Source organism: Paraburkholderia tagetis (assembly GCF_022213065.1).
In the GTDB taxonomy this organism is placed as follows: domain Bacteria; phylum Pseudomonadota; class Gammaproteobacteria; order Burkholderiales; family Burkholderiaceae; genus Paraburkholderia; species Paraburkholderia tagetis.
In genome coordinates this window covers 1-17,208 of the sequence record NZ_JAKLJA010000004.1, presented here as the reverse complement: position 1 = coordinate 17,208, position 17,208 = coordinate 1, and the positions used below count along the sequence as shown (strand labels likewise).

Annotated in this window: 13 protein-coding genes; 10 read left to right on the top strand and 3 right to left on the bottom strand. The window is 65.6% G+C overall.

Translation table 11 applies throughout. From position 1 onward, the window contains the following. Window positions 1–33 precede the first annotated feature (33 nt). The 5 genes from prpC to L5014_RS07130 all read left to right on the top strand — a co-directional run bounded on the left by prpC (window position 34) and on the right by L5014_RS07130 (window position 5,955). Entirely contained in the window at window positions 34–1,200 is a 1,167-nt protein-coding gene (gene prpC / locus L5014_RS07150; protein ID WP_238462890.1) for a bifunctional 2-methylcitrate synthase/citrate synthase, read from the top strand. A 135-nt stretch (window positions 1,201–1,335) separates the two neighbouring features. After that, on the top strand, window positions 1,336–3,930 hold the full coding sequence (gene acnD, locus L5014_RS07145; RefSeq protein ID WP_238462889.1) for a Fe/S-dependent 2-methylisocitrate dehydratase AcnD: 2,595 nt from the start codon (window positions 1,336–1,338) through the stop codon (window positions 3,928–3,930). Between the two features lie 63 nt (window positions 3,931–3,993). Next, window positions 3,994–5,184, top strand: a complete 1,191-nt coding sequence (prpF, locus tag L5014_RS07140) for a 2-methylaconitate cis-trans isomerase PrpF (protein WP_238462888.1) — start codon at window positions 3,994–3,996, stop codon at window positions 5,182–5,184. A 205-nt stretch (window positions 5,185–5,389) separates the two neighbouring features. Further along, the gene (locus L5014_RS07135; protein WP_238462887.1) at window positions 5,390–5,587 is read left to right on the top strand and encodes a type II toxin-antitoxin system VapB family antitoxin; all 198 of its coding nucleotides are present in this window, start codon (window positions 5,390–5,392) and stop codon (window positions 5,585–5,587) included. After that, entirely contained in the window at window positions 5,584–5,955 is a 372-nt protein-coding gene (locus tag L5014_RS07130) for a type II toxin-antitoxin system VapC family toxin (RefSeq protein WP_238462886.1), read from the top strand. The genes L5014_RS07135 and L5014_RS07130 overlap by 4 nt, the downstream gene beginning before the upstream one ends. A gap of 86 nt (window positions 5,956–6,041) precedes the next feature. Here the strand turns inward: L5014_RS07130 and L5014_RS07125 are convergent, their stop codons facing one another. Further along, a complete protein-coding gene (locus L5014_RS07125) occupies window positions 6,042–6,974 on the bottom strand; it encodes a peptidoglycan DD-metalloendopeptidase family protein (protein WP_238462885.1) in 933 nt (310 codons plus the stop codon). A 743-nt stretch (window positions 6,975–7,717) separates the two neighbouring features. Between L5014_RS07125 and L5014_RS07120 the strand changes: the two genes are divergently transcribed. Together L5014_RS07120 and L5014_RS07115 are read left to right on the top strand one after the other, a co-directional pair. Next, window positions 7,718–8,818 (top strand): OpgC domain-containing protein, encoded by a 1,101-nt coding sequence (locus tag L5014_RS07120; RefSeq protein WP_238462884.1) that lies wholly within the window; start codon window positions 7,718–7,720, stop codon window positions 8,816–8,818. Window positions 8,819–9,011: 193 nt separating this feature from the next. Continuing rightward, window positions 9,012–9,866 carry an alpha/beta hydrolase gene (locus L5014_RS07115; protein ID WP_238462883.1) on the top strand — a complete coding sequence of 285 codons (855 nt, stop codon included), beginning with the start codon at window positions 9,012–9,014 and terminating at the stop codon, window positions 9,864–9,866. An 82-nt stretch (window positions 9,867–9,948) separates the two neighbouring features. On the opposite strand, the gene L5014_RS07110 is transcribed toward L5014_RS07115, so the two are convergent. Next, window positions 9,949–11,016 (bottom strand): AI-2E family transporter, encoded by a 1,068-nt coding sequence (locus tag L5014_RS07110; protein WP_238462882.1) that lies wholly within the window; start codon window positions 11,014–11,016, stop codon window positions 9,949–9,951. Window positions 11,017–11,473: 457 nt separating this feature from the next. Here L5014_RS07110 and L5014_RS07105 point away from each other — a divergent pair, with 457 nt between their 5' ends. The 3 genes from L5014_RS07105 (at window position 11,474) to L5014_RS07095 (ending at window position 16,699) form a co-directional block, all read left to right on the top strand. Then, window positions 11,474–11,773 (top strand): DUF3331 domain-containing protein, encoded by a 300-nt coding sequence (locus L5014_RS07105; protein ID WP_420800033.1) that lies wholly within the window; start codon window positions 11,474–11,476, stop codon window positions 11,771–11,773. 400 nt (window positions 11,774–12,173) lie between these two features. After that, window positions 12,174–14,672: an adenosylcobalamin-dependent ribonucleoside-diphosphate reductase gene (locus L5014_RS07100; protein WP_238462880.1), complete on the top strand. Its 2,499-nt coding sequence runs from the start codon at window positions 12,174–12,176 to the stop codon at window positions 14,670–14,672. A gap of 137 nt (window positions 14,673–14,809) precedes the next feature. After that, the gene (locus L5014_RS07095; protein ID WP_238462879.1) at window positions 14,810–16,699 is read left to right on the top strand and encodes a putative bifunctional diguanylate cyclase/phosphodiesterase; all 1,890 of its coding nucleotides are present in this window, start codon (window positions 14,810–14,812) and stop codon (window positions 16,697–16,699) included. 134 nt (window positions 16,700–16,833) lie between these two features. Here the strand turns inward: L5014_RS07095 and L5014_RS07090 are convergent. After that, window positions 16,834–17,208, bottom strand: a 375-nt coding sequence (locus L5014_RS07090) for an IS30 family transposase (RefSeq protein WP_238462878.1), incomplete at its 5' end; no start/stop codon positions are given.

Genomic DNA, 17,208 nt, shown 5'->3' with positions numbered 1-17,208 from the left:
TCTGCCCAGATTAGAGAGAGGAAGGACGACACCATGAGCGAAACCGACAACACCACGCAGGCCGCAGGCGGCTTCAAGCCGAAGAAGTCCGTCGCGCTGTCCGGCGTGACGGCGGGCAACACCGCGCTGTGCACCGTGGGCCGCACCGGCAATGACCTGCACTACCGCGGCTACGACATTCTCGATCTCGCCACGGCGAGCGAATTCGAGGAAGTCGCCTACCTGCTCGTGCACGGCAAGCTGCCGAACACCGCTGAACTGGCTGCGTACAAGACCAAACTCAAGGCGCTGCGCGGCCTGCCCGCGAACGTGAAGGCGGCGCTCGAATGGGTGCCGGCTTCGGCGCACCCGATGGACGTGATGCGCACGGGCGTGTCGGTGCTCGGCACCGTGCTGCCGGAGAAGGATGACCACAACCTGCCCGGCGCGCGTGACATTGCCGACCGCCTGATGGCCTCGCTCGGCTCGATGCTGCTCTATTGGTATCACTACTCGCACAACGGCAAGCGCATCGAAGTGGAAACCGACGACGATTCGATCGGCGGCCATTTCCTGCACCTGCTGCATGGCCGCGAGCCGTCGAAGTCGTGGGTCGACGCGATGCACGTGTCGCTCAACCTCTATGCGGAGCACGAGTTCAACGCCTCGACCTTCACGGGCCGCGTGATCGCGGGCACGGGCTCGGACATCTACTCGGCCATCACCGGCGCGATCGGCGCGCTGCGCGGTCCGAAGCACGGCGGCGCCAACGAAGTCGCGTTCGAGATCCAGTCGCGCTATGAAACGCCGGACCAGGCGGAAGCCGACATTCGCCGCCGCGTGGAAGCGAAGGAAGTCGTGATCGGCTTCGGCCACCCGGTCTACACGATCTCGGACCCGCGCAACAAGGTCATCAAGGAAGTCGCGAAGAAGCTCTCGAAGGAGCAGTCGAACATGAAGCTGTTCGACATCGCCGAGCGCCTCGAATCGACGATGTGGGAAGTCAAGAAGATGTTCCCGAACCTCGACTGGTTCAGCGCCGTTTCGTATCACATGATGGGTGTGCCGACCGCCATGTTCACGCCGCTGTTCGTGATCTCGCGCACGGCCGGCTGGAGCGCGCACATCATCGAGCAGCGCATCGACAACAAGATCATCCGCCCGAGCGCCAATTACACGGGTCCGGAAAATCTGAAGTTCGCGCCGATCGGCAAGCGCTGATCCAGCGCCGTTTGCCTCGCTCCTTGCAGCATCGTTAGCCATTCGGCTAATGGGAACCGGAGGCGGTGCGTCGTACAGTGACGACACCGACTCCGGTTGAATGCCCCGCTTACAACCTCATTGGTCCCCACAGCCGTGAATACCGCCTACCGCAAGCCCCTACCCGGCACCCGGCTCGATTACTTCGACGCGCGCGAAGCCGTCGAGGCCATCCAGCCCGGCGCCTGGAACACGTTGCCGTACACCTCGCGCGTGCTCGCAGAAAATCTCGTGCGCCGCTGCGACCCGGCCACGCTCACCGATTCGCTCAAGCAGCTCATCGAGCGCAAGCGCGACCTCGACTTTCCGTGGTTCCCCGCGCGCGTCGTGTGCCACGACATCCTCGGCCAGACCGCGCTCGTCGATCTCGCGGGCTTGCGCGACGCCATCGCGGACCAGGGCGGCGACCCCGCCAAGGTGAACCCGGTCGTGCCGGTGCAACTGATCGTCGACCACTCGCTCGCCGTGGAATGCGGCGGCTTCGACCCGGACGCGTTCAAGAAGAACCGCGCGATCGAAGACCGGCGCAACGAGGACCGCTTCGACTTCATCAACTGGACGAAGAAAGCGTTCAAGAACGTCGATGTGATTCCGCCGGGCAACGGCATCATGCACCAGATCAATCTGGAAAAGATGTCGCCCGTGATCCAGGCGCGCGACGGCGTGGCGTTCCCCGACACCTGCGTGGGCACGGACAGCCACACGCCGCACGTGGATGCGCTCGGCGTGATCGCCGTGGGCGTGGGCGGCCTCGAAGCCGAGAACGTCATGCTCGGCCGCGCTTCGTGGATGCGCCTGCCCGACATCGTCGGCGTGGAGCTCACCGGCAAGCGTCAGCCCGGCATCACCGCCACCGACATCGTGCTCGCCCTCACCGAATTCCTGCGCAAAGAAAAGGTCGTGGGCGCGTATCTGGAGTTCCGTGGCGCGGGCGCGTCGAGCCTCACGCTCGGCGACCGCGCGACCATCTCGAACATGGCGCCCGAATACGGCGCCACGGCCGCGATGTTCTTCATCGACAATCAGACGCTCGACTATCTGCGCCTCACGGGCCGCGAGGAAGAGCAGGTCAAGCTTGTCGAAACGTATGCGAAGACGGGTGGCCTCTGGGCCGACACGCTCGCCAACGCGCAGTACGAACGCACGCTCACGTTCGATCTTTCGAGCGTCGTGCGCAACATGGCTGGCCCGTCGAACCCGCACAAGCGCCTGCCCACCTCGGCGCTGGCCGAGCGCGGCATCGCGGGCAAGTGGGAAGAAACGCCGGGCCAGATGCCCGACGGCGCGGTCATCATCGCCGCCATCACGAGTTGCACGAACACCAGCAACCCGCGCAACGTGATCGCCGCCGCACTGCTCGCGCGCAACGCGAACGCGCGCGGCCTCACGCGCAAACCGTGGGTGAAGAGTTCGCTCGCGCCGGGGTCGAAGGCGGTCGAGCTTTACCTCGAAGACGCGAAGCTGCTGCCGGAACTGGAGAAGCTGGGCTTTGGCATCGTGGCGTTCGCGTGCACCACCTGTAATGGCATGTCGGGCGCGCTCGATCCGAAGATCCAGCAGGAAATCATCGACCGCGATTTGTATGCGACCGCGGTGCTCTCGGGCAACCGCAACTTCGACGGCCGTATCCATCCGTATGCGAAGCAGGCGTTCCTTGCCTCGCCGCCGCTCGTGGTCGCCTATGCGATCGCCGGCACGATCCGCTTCGACATCGAGCAGGATTCGCTCGGAACGGACCAGGACGGCAAGCCGGTCTATCTGAAGGACATCTGGCCGACCGACGAGGAAATCGACGCCATCGTCGCGCAGAGCGTGAAGCCCGAGCAGTTCCGCAAGGTCTACGAACCGATGTTCGCGGCCACCGCCGCCAGCAGCGAAACCACCGACCCGCTCTACGACTGGCGCGCGCAAAGCACCTATATCCGCCGTCCGCCGTACTGGGAAGGCGCGCTCGCGGGCGAGCGCACGCTGAAGGGCCTGCGCCCGCTCGCCGTGCTCGGCGACAACATCACGACCGACCACCTCTCGCCTTCCAACGCGATCATGGCGAACAGCGCGGCCGGCGAATACCTCGCGAAGATGGGCCTCCCCGAAGAGGACTTCAACTCGTACGCCACGCACCGCGGCGACCACCTCACGGCGCAGCGCGCAACCTTCGCGAACCCCACGCTCATCAACGAGATGGTCGTGGTGGACGGCGCCGTGAAGAAGGGATCGCTCGCGCGCATCGAGCCCGAAGGCACGGTCACGCGCATGTGGGAAGCCATCGAGACCTACATGGAACGCAAGCAGCCGCTCATCATCGTCGCGGGTGCGGACTACGGCCAGGGCTCGTCGCGCGACTGGGCGGCCAAGGGCGTGCGTCTCGCGGGCGTGGAGGTCATCGTCGCGGAAGGCTTCGAGCGGATTCACCGCACGAACCTGATCGGCATGGGCGTGCTGCCGCTGGAGTTCAAGGCAGGCACCAACCGCACGACGCTCGGCATCGACGGCACGGAAACCTATGACGTCATTGGCGAGCGCACGCCGCGCGCCGACCTCACGCTCGTGATTCACCGCAAGAGCGGCGAGCGCCTGGAAGTGCCGGTCACCTGCCGCCTCGACACCGCTGAAGAAGTCTCGATCTACGAAGCGGGCGGCGTGCTGCAACGCTTCGCGCAAGACTTCATCGAGTCGTCGCAGGCTGCATGACCTGATCGCCCCTCTTCCTCCACGGGAGAGGGGCGATCGCTACATCATCGACACGGGATTCCCATGAGTCATAAACCCCAGATCAAGATTCCCGCCACCTATTTGCGCGGCGGCACCAGCAAAGGCGTGTTCTTCCGCCTCCAGGATCTGCCCGAAGCCGCGCAACAACCCGGCGAGGCGCGCGACAAGCTGCTCATGCGCGTAATCGGCAGCCCCGACCCATACGGCAAGCAGATCGACGGCATGGGCGGCGCCACTTCGAGCACCAGCAAGACCGTGATCGTCGCTAAAAGCAGCAAGCCCGGTCATGACGTCGATTACCTGTTCGGCCAGGTCGCCATCGACCGCGCGTTCGTCGACTGGAGCGGCAACTGCGGCAATCTCTCCGCGGCCGTGGGCCCGTTCGCGATCAGCGGCGGCCTCGTCGACCCGAGCCGCGTGCCCGAGAACGGCGTGGCGACCGTGCGCATCTGGCAGGCCAACATCGGCAAGACCATCGTCGCGCACGTGCCCATCACGAACGGCCAGGTGCAGGAAACCGGCGACTTCGAACTGGACGGCGTGACCTTCCCCGCCGCCGAGGTGCAACTCGAATTCCTCGATCCCGCCGCCGAGGAAGAAGGCGCGGGCGGCGCGATGTTCCCCACCGGCAAGCTCGTGGACGACCTCGAAGTGCCAGGCGTCGGCACGCTCAAGGCCACGATGATCAACGCGGGCATTCCGACGATCTTCCTGAACGCCGAGGCCATCGGCTACACGGGCACGGAGTTGCAAGATGCGATCAACGGCGATCCTGAAGCGCTGAAGAAGTTCGAGACCATCCGTGCGCACGGTGCGCTGCGCATGGGCCTCATCAAGAGTCTCGACGAGATCGCCACGCGCCAGCACACGCCAAAGATCGCCTTCGTGGCGAAGCCGCAGGCCTATACGGCGTCGAGCGGCAAGCGCGTGGAAACCGGCGACGTCGATCTGCTGGTGCGCGCGATGTCGATGGGCAAACTCCATCACGCCATGATGGGCACGGCAGCGGTGGCGATCGGCACGGCGGCGGCCATTCCCGGCACGCTCGTGAATCTCGCGGCGGGCGGCGGCGAGCGCAACGCGGTGCGCTTCGGGCATCCGTCGGGCACGCTGCGCGTGGGCGCCGAGGCGCACGAAGAAAACGGCGAATGGACGGTCGGAAAGGCCATCATGAGCCGCAGCGCGCGCGTGCTGATGGAAGGGTCGGTGCGGGTGCCTGGGGATTCGTTCTAAGAAGCGGTTCCAGGAAGCGCGCTGTTTGTGCTGACTTAGAAAACAAAAAACGCAAACGAAAACGCCCTGACGCTGCGCTGCGTCAGGGCGTTTTTTTGCTTTACGGCAGTGCTTTTCTAACTAATAACCGGGCCGAGCATGGATACATCGAAATTCGCATCAATTGATGCTACATTTAATGCCTGTACATTGAAGGGTAACCGTCATGCGCACCACCATTGCTCTCGACGACGACTTGATCGCCAAAGCGCAGGCCTATACCGGTCTGGAAGAAAAGACAGCGCTCGTGCGCGAAGCCCTCAAAGCCCTTATCCAGCGCGAGGCTGCGCGACGGCTTGCGAACCTCGGCGGCAGTCAGCCCGGCATCATGGCCGCGCCGCGCCGCCGGACGGATGTCGAATGATCCTCGTCGACACATCGGTCTGGATCGACCATTTCAACGCCGCCGATCCCCTGCTAATGAGCCTGCTTGTAGACGAGCGCGTGCTCGCGCACGCTTATGTGATCGGGGAAATCTCCCTGGGTAGCCTGCGCGAGCGCGATCTCGTCCTCGGCGCGTTGCGCGACTTGCCGGCCTTACCCATTGCCACTCCGGAGGAGACGTTCTATCTGATCGAGCAAGCGAAGCTGTTCAATCGCGGCATTGGCTACGTCGATACCAGCCTGCTGGCGTCCGCCCGTCTGCAGCCGGGCGTCACGATCTGGACGCGGGACAAGCGGCTTGGCAAGGTTGCAGGCGAACTCGGCCTGGCCGCACAAATCGGTCACTAATCCGACACTAATCGGACACTAACAACCAAACCGGAAACGCGACGCACTTGCGCCGCGTTTGCGCGCTGCGATCCGAAACGGCGCGCTCAGCTCTGCGGCGCAGGCAAATACGGCATCGGATCGACCGGCTTGCCGTCACGGCGCACCTCGAACAGCACCGCTACGCGGTCGTTCTTCTCGCTGCCCATTTCCGCGATCTGCTGACCCTGGTGGACCACGTCGCCTGTCTTCACGAGCAGGCGCCGGTTGTGCGAGTACGCGGTCAGGAAGTCCTTGTTGTGCTGGACGATGATCAGGCTGCCGTACTCGTTGAGCCCCGTGCCCGCGTACATGACCTTGCCGTCGGCGGCGGCGATCACGGGGTCGCCGGCCTTGCCCGCGATCTCGATGCCACGCGTCGCGCCCGGCTCGAACGGCTCCACTACCCGTCCCTGCGCCGGCCATACCAGCGCCACGCTACGTGCATGGCGCTTGACTTCGGCCGCGACCTGGCGGCTCTCCGAGGCGCTCGGAGCCGCACTCGCCGCCGCACCTGCAACCGAACTCGCCGACGCATTCGCCGACGCATTCGCACCACCCGCACGAGCGGGCACTGCGGCTTGCACCGTGATCGTCTGCTTCGAAATCAGCTTGAGCGACTGGCCGGCCCGCAAGTGGCTGCTGGGCTTCATGCCGTTCCATGCCGCCAGTTCCTTGACGGGAACCTTGTGGCTCGCCGCGATCCCGAGCAGCGAATCGCCGCGACGCACGCGCACCCAGGTGGTTTTCGTGACGACGCGCGTAACCGGCTCGCTGGCCGCCTGTTGCTGGCTCGCCGTCGCCGCGGCTGCCATCGCGGCGGCGCCCGACGCAGGGCTCGTGGCAGCCGACTGATCGGGCTGAGGCTGTGTCGGCGACGGTTGCTGCTGGTCAACGTTTGCGCAAGCGCCCAGCACTATCGCCAAGCCGAGGCCCGCGAAACGCTGCCACAAGCGACGCGTCAGACCGTTGGTGCGCTGACCAGAACGATCTTCGAACATGATTGTTAATCTCCTGTCGATCGGAGTGGGTAGCACCTACTCCAATCCCATGCAAAGCCGTCCATCGCAGCAGGATGCAGCACGGGCGGCCTGACAGGTCTGCAGCGTCGAAACGCGCTCCCGCTCTGCCCATGGGCCAGACGCACGCGCCGGCCACCTCCATCCGCATTCAAAATGCACGCTTCATCTGACAAAATCCGCTACCGTCGCGCAAAACACGTGACAGCAGCTCCTTTTTTTATCTTGAAAGCAATCTGGCATTGTAAAACGCAATTCACATATATCAGGCAGGCGACAACACTCTGATACAAATCTTAAAAAGACGAATCTTCTTGCTTGCGCGCCTTTCATGCACTCGAAATAGAGCCAGATCAGATCGTCATCTCTGACATATCGGCAAGCTGAACCAGAACTTAAGTAGCGGCGCTCTCTGAAAGCTCTTTGAAACTCATGTAGTATTCGCCCCTCAAGCGAATGACCCGACTCACGGGAACCTTGGCGTGTCAATTCAGGTCGTTCCTGGGCCGCCGCTGTCCTGTTTGCGGGGCTTTTGACCCGATGTGCCGCTCCGGCTCTGTCCGATGGCCGTCCGAATGGCAACCCCGAGGCAGTCGTGCCGCCGGGCCTTGCGCCACGGCAGCACGCCATAGCAGCGACCTTTTTGCACGCGCCAGCGCGGCCGTGCGCGCCTGCGGCCGGTCTGGCCTATTTGAGGCGCGCCGCAGCCGGCTGACGCCGGATCCATGTCACAGTCACCCAAACGTCTCGTCGAACTCGACTTCTTTCGTGGCCTTGTCCTGCTGATCATCGTCGTCGACCATATCGGCGGCAGCATCGTCTCGCGCGTCACGCTGCACGCCTACGCGATGTGCGACGCCGCCGAAGTGTTCGTGTTCCTCGGCGGCTTCGCCACGGCCACCGCGTGGGCCGCGCTCTGCGCACGCCGCACCGAGGCCGTCGCGCGCCAGCGCTTCATCAAGCGCGCGTTCGAGATCTATCGCGCCTTCGTGGTCACCGCGCTGCTCATGCTGCTCGTGACGGCGATCCTGCTCGCCTTCAATGTCGACGCGCCGAACCTCGCCACCACCGATCTCGACGATCTCGCGCTCGCCCCCGCCGCAGCGCTGCGCGACATCGTGTTGCTGCGCCGCCAGCCATACCTCGCCGGCGTGCTGCCGATGTACGCGTGCTTCGCGCTGGTCGCGCCGCTCGCCCTGCCGCTCGCGCGCACGCGGCCGTGGCTGCTGGCCGCCATCAGCCTCGCGGTATGGGGCGTCGCCCCGCTCGTCACGCCGTGGCTGCCGCACGTGGCCGACGTCAACTGGGACTTCAATCCGTTCGGCTGGCAACTGATGTTCGTGGCCGGCGCGATCGCCCAGGCGCAGCCGGTGTTCCAGCGCGTCACGGCGCAACGCAAGCTCGGCACCTTCGTGACGGCGCTCGCGCTCGCCGTGGTCGCGGCGGCCGCCATCTACCGCCTGCAGCTCGGCAACACCGAGCTCGACGGCGACTTCAAGCGCAATCTCGCCTGGTTCCGTGCGATCAACTTCTTCGGCATCGCGTGGCTCACCGCGCATGTGATCCGGCTCGGCTGGGCGAGAAAGCTCGCCACCGCACTGCCGTGGGTGGGGCTCGTGGGCCGCAAGGGGATGCTTTCGTTCGTGGCCGGCGCGGTCATCTCGCTGACGGTCGATTCGGTGCTCTACTGGTACACCGACGGCTATCTGAACGTGCCGCTCGGCCTCGCCGCCGACGCCTTCGCGCTGACCGCGCTGCTTCTGGTTGCGCGTGCATCCGATCCGCTCAAGCGTCTGCTGCCCTCGCGCGCGAAGGTGTCGGCCTGAGAGCTTCGGCGCAGCGGCAGCGCATCGTTTCGCCGATGGCGTGGGCAGGCCGGCGCCACCTCGCACTCCCGGCGCGCGAAGTTTGCTTGACCTGCGCTCGCGCCGCCCACTACCGCGCTTCCGGCGCGCACGGGCCGCTGCTAGCATGGTGGCCCCGCGCCGCTGACGCGCCTTCCTGACCGGCCTTCCTGCCATGCGCAGACACCTCCGCACCGCGCTCTGCGCGACGCTCGCCGTCCTTGCCGCCCTGGTCTCGTTCGCCACGCCCGCCGCGGCCAGCACGGTCGCCATGCGCAGTTTCCACGCGACGGCGCTCGGGCGCGACTGGCCTTACGCGGTCTACCTGCCCACCGGCTATCGCGCCGACGCGCCACGCTATCCGGTGCTCTACCTCCTGCACGGCAACAACGGCGACGCGATGGACTGGGTCACGCAAGGCGACCTGCAAAACGCCGTCGACACGCTGATCGCCCGCCACGAGATTCCGCCGGTCGTGGTCGTGATGCCGCAAGGGGGCACCGACTGGTACGTCGATCGCAAGGAAAAGATGGAGACGGCCTTCTTCAACGACCTGATTCCGGAGATCGAGTCGCACTTCACGGTCGAGAACGAGCGTGGCGGGCGCGCGATCGGCGGCGTCTCCATGGGCGGGTTCGGCGCACTGCGCTACACGCTCGAACACCCGGAGATGTTTTGCGGCGCGCTGCTGCTCTCGCCGGCGATCTACTCGGGCGACCCGCCGCCGTCATCGTCGGCGCGGCGCGTGGGGGTGTTCGGCGAGCATCAGTTCGATCCGCACGTCTGGCGCGCGCTCAACTATCCGACGCTCTGGAGCGGCTATTTCGGACGCCCGTGGCGCGTGCCCATCTTCATCGCCTCGGGCGACGACGACCTCGTGATCCAGGCCGAGTCGTCGCTGCTCTACACGCGTCTGCGCGAGGCGGGCAATCCGGCGGCGCTGCGCATCGTCGACGGCGGCCACGCCTGGCCCGTCTGGCGCGAGCTGCTGCCCGCCGCGCTCAAGTACGCGCTCGCCTGCTTGCACTGAAAACCGCGCGGCGGCCGTGCGGGTCCAAGGCTGCCGGCCACCGGGGCGCTGCCGGCCCCAGGCGCCTGCGGCTGCGGCTGCGTCACTCCGCCCAGTTCACCCACAGCACCATCAGCACCGTCATGAGCGCGGGGCCGATGAAAATGCCGATCAGCCCGAAAGTCGTCGCGCCGCCCAGGATGCCGAATAGCACGAGCAGGAAGGGCAGGCGCGTGGAATTGCCGATCAGCACGGGCCGCACGAAGTGCTCGGCGATGAACACCACCACGAAGCCCCACACCACAAGCGCGACGGCGCCGATGATCGAGCCCTGCGCGACGAGCCACAGCGCCGCACAGCAGAACACGATGGGCGCGCAGAACGGCAGCATGGCCGCGACGGCGGTGACGGTGCCCAGCAGCGCCGCATGCGGCAGGCTGGTGAACATATAGGCCATGCCGATCAGCACGCCCTCGCCCAGCCCGACGACCACGAGGCCCGTCACCGTCCCGCGCACCGCTGCGGCCATGCGCTGCAGCAGTTGCGCACCGTCCACGCCGAAGGCGCGGCGCGCGCCGCGCATCACGGTGCCGGAGAGCCGCGGCCCCGCATGAAAGATCACGAACAGCGTGATGAGCATGAAGCCGAAGGTCATCGACGCATGCAGGGCGCGCGCGCCGAAATGCCGGCCGAACGACACGATGGCGTCGCCGTGCAGGCTCTTCATCGCGGGGGAGGCCTTGAGCGGCGGCGCGAGATTCGTCTGCCACCACGCGCTCAACTGGTGGCTGCCCACCGGCAGTTGCGAGACGAAATCGGGCACCGGCACGCCATTCTCCTGGGCCGAGTGCAGCCACAAATAGAGCTCGTGGGCCTCGCCGCCCGCCTGGATCGCCGTGAGCGTGATCGGCAGCACGACCAGTAGCGCGACGGCCACGGTGAGCAGCGTGGCCATCCACGTTGTGCGGCACCTGAACCAGGGGTGCCGCTCGATGGCCTGATAGGCCGGCCACAGGACGATGGCGACCACGCACGCCCACGCTACGGCGGGCAGGAACTCGCGCACGACCCACAGCGCGAGCAGGACGAGCGCGGCGAACAACGCGGCGGAAGCGATGCGCTGGAGTTTTCGCTCGTTTGCGGAGTTCGGAGCGGGCGGGCGATGAATCATGTAACCTCGTGAAAATTCGGCAAGACGGCTCGTGCGGCGCAGCAAATCCCGCCAACGGCGAGCGGAATCGGAGCGCGAAGCCAACCTGCATGGCGCAAGGCCATGCCCTACGCGAGCCGCCAGCGTATTTTCTCCCATTAGGGGCGGCACACCGAAAATACGAACACTCAGGGGCGACCTCGCGCCACCAGCCTTTCATCTGATTCCCGCCACCTCCCCACGTTCCAGCCCCGCCTCCACGCCGATTTTCGTGTCGCGCCGGGCACAACACTGCGTTGCACAAATTCGTCAGGTCAAACCCTGATCGCCCGCAAACCCCCATTCCTTCGTCAATCGCGATATGTCGCAGGGGATTGTTGCCGTTTTTGGAATGGTGTTTCAACGCCGACACAATGGCTCTCGGCAGCGCACAGGCATACAGTCCGGGCAAACCCTCACGGAGCCGACAATGAAAAGGATGGCGTGTCTTGCGCTTGACGGAGCCAACGGTGAACGCATCGAAATCCTCGAACAAACGGATTCGGCGCTCGTGATCCGCTGGGTCGAACCCGGCCGCTGCCACTACGGCGAGCAGCGCTGGCGCCGACGCTCGGCGCATACCTCGGGGACCTGCGCCGTCTCGCGCCGCAAGATCCGCCGCGGCGACGCCGTGTTCAAGCCGGCCGAACGCCCGGCGCCGCTCAATGCTTCGGTGATGATCGCAGCGGAAGTGTTCGGCGACCTCGTCGCCAACGTGCCGTTCAGCGAAGCGGCCTGAAGACGGGCTGACGCCCGCAGAGCCCGACCTCCGCTCCCGTCGAGCCTGACCGACCGCCCTCCCGCGACCGGCGACGCGCTGACGGCGGCAAAAACCGGCTTTTGGCCGGGCCGAAGTCCCTCGCGACCTCGCGCCACGCTCGCCGCCACTGCGGTAAGGTTGCAGGGTATGGCGCCGGTTGCGCACAGCATGCGCAGCGGCGCCTCGTCCCGCAACCGCCGCCACGCCCATCGCACCCCTTATCTCCGTCCAGCGAGGCGCGGCGCCCCGAGAGGCCCCGGCCATGGCTGAAAACACGCCCCCGCTTCCGTTCGCTTCAAAGCCCACTTCAAAGCCCGCTTCAAAGCCCACCTCAAAGCCCGCTTCAAAGCCCACTGCCCAGCCCTTTTCGCTCGACGTAATGCTCGAAAAGTACGCCAAGGGCGACGAGCAAACCGCCGACGACATCTATCGCCGCGTCGCCCACGGCGTCGCGCAGGCCGAGCCGCCGGCGCTGCGCGCCGAAGTGGAGGCGCGCTTCGTCGACAACCTGCGCCACGGCGCGCTGGGCGCGGGCCGCATCATGAGCGCGGCGGGCGCCGGCATCGAGGCCACGCTCATCAACTGCTTCGTGCAGCCGGTGGGCGACAGCATCCAGGGCGTGGACGACGAAGGCCGCCCCGGCATCTACGTCGCGCTGCTCCAGGCCGCCGAAACCATGCGGCGCGGCGGCGGCGTCGGCTACAACTTCTCGGCGATCCGGCCGCGCGGCGCGCACGTCAAATCGACGGGATCGAGCGCCTCCGGGCCGTGCAGCTACATCGACGTGTTCGACGCCTCGTGCCGCACCGTGGAGAGCGCGGGCGCGCGGCGCGGCGCGCAGATGGCCGTGCTCGACTGCGATCACCCCGACCTGCCCGAGTTCATCGAGGCCAAGCATTCGAAGGGACGCTGGAACAACTTCAACGTCTCGGTGGCGGTGACCGATGCGTTCATGCGCGCCGTCGAAAACGACGAAATCTGGCCGCTCGTGCATCGCGCCGAACCCTCGCCCGCGCTGCGCGCGGCAGGCGACCTCAAGCAGCGCGAAGACGGCCTGTGGGTCTACGCGGAAAGACGCGCCCGCGCGCTGTGGGACACCATCATGCGCTCGACCTACGACATGGCCGAGCCGGGCGTGGTGTTCATCTCGCGCATGAACGAGGACAACAACCTGCGCGCGCTGGAAAGCATCCGCGCGACCAATCCGTGCGGCGAGCAGCCCCTGCCCGCCTATGGCTGCTGCAATCTCGGCCCGCTCGACCTCACGCGCTTCGTGCGCGAGCCGTTCGCGCAGTTGCGCGGCGGCCAGCCCTCGTTCGACTGGGACGAACTCGCCGCGCGCACCGCTACCCAGGTGCGCTTTCTCGACGACGTGCTCGACGTCACGCTCTGGCCGCTGCCCGAGCAGCAGGCGGAGGCCGCAGCCAAACGGCGCATCGGCGTGGGCTTCACGGGACTCGGCGACACGCTGGTGATGCTCGGCATCCGCTACAACTCGGAGGCCGGCTGCGCGTTCGGCGCACAAGTGGGCCGCACGATGCGCGACGCGGCGTACCGCGCTTCGGTGGCGCTCGCACAAGAGCGCGGCGCGTTCCCGCTCTTCGAGGCGAATGCGTATCTCGCGACCGGCACCTTCGCCTCGCGCCTGCCCGAGGACCTGCAAGCCGAGATCCGCGCGCACGGCATCCGCAACAGCCACCTGCTCTCGATCGCGCCGACGGGCACGGTGAGCCTCGCGTTCTCCGACAACGTCTCTAACGGCGTCGAGCCCGCGTTTTCGTGGACCTACCAGCGCACCCGCCGCATGGCCGACGGCAGCAACGAGACCTTCGCGGTCGAGGACCACGCGTGGCGCGTCTATCGCGAGTTGGGCGGCGACGTGAATGCACTGCCCGACTACTTTGTGAGCGCGCTGCAAATGAGCGCGCAGGAGCATGTGGCGATGATGGCGGCGGTGCAGCCGTTCGTGGACACCTCGATCTCGAAGACGGTGAACGTGCCCGCCGACTATCCGTTCGACGCCTTCGAGGATCTCTATCTCGACGCATGGCGGCGCGGGCTCAAGGGCCTCGCCACCTATCGGCCCAACGAAACGCTGGGCGCGGTGCTGCAAACGCTGCCCGCCGCCGCGGACGTACTCGACGACGCCCAAAGCGATGCCCTGCTCGACCCGTTGCGCGTGGCGATCGACCATCGGCCCAAGGGCGAGCTGCCCGCCGTGATCGAGAAAATCGAATACATCACGCAGACGGGCAAGGTCTCGCTCTACGTGGCCGTCTCGTTCCTCGAAGTGACAGGCCAGGTGGGCGGCGAATCCACGACGATCGAGCGGCCCATCGAGTTCTTCATTCCCGTGGGCCAGCGCGACGAGTCGCAGCAATGGATCACGGCGACGATGCGCTCGCTCTCGCTTGCGGCGCGCGGCGGCTTCGTCGCGCGCAATCTGCAGGACTTGCGCAAGGTGTCGTGGGACCGCGGCCAGGTGCGCTATGGACATACGCAGCGGCTCGATGGCAAGCGCACGCCGCTGTGGCACGACTCGGAGGTGGCGGCCATCGCCTATGCGATCCAGCAGATCCTGCACCGGCGCGGCTTTCTGGACGCCGAGGGGCGCCAGGTGCCGTCGCGCCTGCTTGCGCAGCGGCGCGCCAAAGGCGCGGCTCCCGCAAGCGCAACGGCACTCGACGAAGCCGATGCCGCGACGCGGGCGGGCGAGCGCGTGCTGGACGGCCCCAACGCCCTGCCCGCCGATACGGCGCTCGCGGCGCCGCACGCCATGCTCGGCCGCAAATGCGGTTCATGCGGCGCGAATGCGGTGATCCGGCGCGATGGTTGCGACTTCTGCACCGCGTGCGGGGAGATTGGGAGCTGTGGATAGTTGCTGGGGCATCCGGATTTTTATGCATTGCGAATCAATTCAATGCAATCTCCTGCCCAGTTTTTTATCGCTCTCGCGCGTTCATTCGATCTGGTCTACTCTCTCGTTAAATCATATGAACCGATTGAGGAGACCGCGTGCTCACGTCCGCCCCGGGGGACAAGGCCTGGACCAATGGCCTTGTGCGGCGCATTTACGTGTTCAGAACGCTCGGTTACGCGTTGGGCACGCTACCTGTGCTGTTCTTGCTGCACTTGCAGCAAGAACCGGTGTGGCTCCTCGGCGGCGTGCTTGCCATCTGCCTCGTCTGGCCGCATCTTGCTTACCAGCTCGCGCGCCCCGTCATCGCCGATGCGCCCCGCAAAGAGCGCCGGAATATGCTCCTCGATTCGGCCTTCGGCGGCTGGCTCATCGCTGCCGTTCATTTCGAGCCCATCGCGACGGTCGTCATCCTGTTGATGTTCGCGCTCGACAACATGGCGATCGGCGGATGGTCGCTCTTCGTTGCCGGGGCGGGCGCCAGCGCCGCGGGGCTGATAGCCGGAGCGGCAACCTTCGGCATCGCCTTCTATCCACTGAATGTGCGGTACGCGCCGATGTGGCTGCCGATCATCTTCATCTATCCGCTCCTGTTCGCCAAAACGACGCATGGCGTCTCGGTGAAGCTGCTCGATCGCTCACGCCGTATGCGCGAACTGAGCGAATGCGACAGCCTCACCGGGCTCGCGAATCGCGCAGCGGTCAGCGCCAGATTGCAAGCCCTGCTCGCCGACCCCGAGCAGGACGGCACATTCGTCCATGTGGTTTTCCTCGACCTCGATGCCTTCAAGACCGTCAACGATGCGCTCGGGCACGGCGTCGGCGATCGGCTGCTCGTGGAAGTCGCCGCGCGTCTGCGAGACTGCGCGCGCCCGGGCGACGTGGTCGGCCGCTACGGCGGCGACGAGTTCATCATCGTGTCGCCCGGTGCGCGGAGCGACACGACACGCTTCGATCTGCCCGACGCCGTGCTCGAGGCGATGGCAAAGCCCGTGCTCGTCGACGGGCTCGAGCTCGTCGTTAGCGCGAGCGTCGGCGTCAGCGTGTTTCCCACGGACGCGAGCGATGCACAAACGCTGATTCCGTGCGCGGACATGGCGATGTACGCAGCCAAGAATCGCGGCCGCAACTGCTGGGAACGTTATCGGCCGGAAATGCGCACGGAGGCCGACGCGAAGCTCATTCTTTCGGCACGCCTCAGAAAGGCGATCGAAGCCGGTGGGCTGCGGCTCCATTACCAGCCGCAGGTCGACATGCGCACCGGTCGCGTGCTGGGCGCCGAAGCGCTCGTGCGCTGGTACGACGAGATTTACGGCGAGATCGCCCCGGCGGAGTTCGTTCCCATTGCGGAAAAGTCGGGATTCGTCGCGAAACTCGGCGAGTGGGTGCTGCATGAGGCTTGCCGTCAATCCGCCCAGTGGCGGCGCATGGGTATTGCGCCCCTGCGCGTATCGATCAATTTGTCGCCGTTGCAGTTGCAGCGCGCGAATATTGTCGAGACGTTCCAGAACGTTTTGCGCGAGACGGGCGCCGATCCGACCCGGCTCGAACTCGAAGTCACCGAGACTGCGCTGATCCAGCAACCCGAAATTGCCGTGCGTCGCCTTCACGAGTTTCGCAGCGCCGGCATCAGCGTGGCAATCGACGATTTCGGCATGGGTTACTCGAGCCTGAGTCAATTGCGGGCGCTGCCGGTCGATCGCATAAAGATCGACCGGGCATTCGTGCATAGGGTCGCGGAAAACGACACCGGGGCGATCGTGACGGCGATCGTCACACTGGCGAAGGCGCTTGGATTGTCGGTTATTGCTGAAGGTGTCGAGACGATTGAGCAGCAGGAGTTTCTGCTGGCGCTCGGTTGTGTGGAAGCGCAGGGATACCGGTTCAGCAGGCCGATCGATGCCGAGAGTATGACGCGTGTGCTCGCTAATGGTGGCCCGCTGCCGCGGCCGTCGCTTACTGCGCGTGGCGATCAGGTTAGTGTTTGAGGTGGTTTTTTTTGCTTTTCGCGGGTCCTCGTTTTTCGCGTTTCCTTGTGTTCGTGTAGGTCTATTAGTGTTGCCCCTGTGCGGGGCGGCACCTACTTTTCTTTGCACCGCTGCAAAGAAAAGTAGGGGCGGTTTCAAACTCCAAGTGCAACAGCGGGGTCAATCACAATTCCTTGCTTCGCGCAGTTCTCGATAAACACTTCGCCTGGTGTGCGCCAGCCGAGTGTCTTGCGAGGCCGCGTGTTCATATTCAGTGCGATCGCATCAAGCTGGCGCTGCGAGAACACAGACAGGTCTGTGCCTTTGGGCAGGAACTGTCGCAGCAGTCCGTTGATGTTCTCGCAAATGCCACGTTGCCATGGGCTATGGGGATCGCAGAAGTAGATCCGGATGCCCGTCGCCCGGGCCAGCTCTTTATGTAACGCCATTTCCTTGCCCTGGTCGTAGGTCAGCGTCTTGCGCAACGCTTCGTCCAGCGGGGCAAATGCGGCACTGTACGCCTTGAGCGC

Excerpts from the sequence above, each read along its gene's own strand:
- L5014_RS07100 (WP_238462880.1), top strand. The coding sequence starts at position 12,174 with ATGCTCGAAAAGTACGCCAAGGGCGACGAGCAAACCGCCGACGACATC.
- L5014_RS07125 (WP_238462885.1), bottom strand. The coding sequence starts at position 6,974 with ATGTTCGAAGATCGTTCTGGTCAGCGCACCAACGGTCTGACGCGTCGC.
- prpF (WP_238462888.1), top strand. The coding sequence starts at position 3,994 with ATGAGTCATAAACCCCAGATCAAGATTCCCGCCACCTATTTGCGCGGC.
- L5014_RS07120 (WP_238462884.1), top strand. The coding sequence starts at position 7,718 with ATGTCACAGTCACCCAAACGTCTCGTCGAACTCGACTTCTTTCGTGGC.
- L5014_RS07130 (WP_238462886.1), top strand. The coding sequence starts at position 5,584 with ATGATCCTCGTCGACACATCGGTCTGGATCGACCATTTCAACGCCGCC.
- L5014_RS07135 (WP_238462887.1), top strand. The coding sequence starts at position 5,390 with ATGCGCACCACCATTGCTCTCGACGACGACTTGATCGCCAAAGCGCAG.
- prpC (WP_238462890.1), top strand. The coding sequence starts at position 34 with ATGAGCGAAACCGACAACACCACGCAGGCCGCAGGCGGCTTCAAGCCG.
- L5014_RS07105 (WP_420800033.1), top strand. The coding sequence starts at position 11,474 with ATGGCGTGTCTTGCGCTTGACGGAGCCAACGGTGAACGCATCGAAATC.
- L5014_RS07110 (WP_238462882.1), bottom strand. The coding sequence starts at position 11,016 with ATGATTCATCGCCCGCCCGCTCCGAACTCCGCAAACGAGCGAAAACTC.
- L5014_RS07115 (WP_238462883.1), top strand. The coding sequence starts at position 9,012 with ATGCGCAGACACCTCCGCACCGCGCTCTGCGCGACGCTCGCCGTCCTT.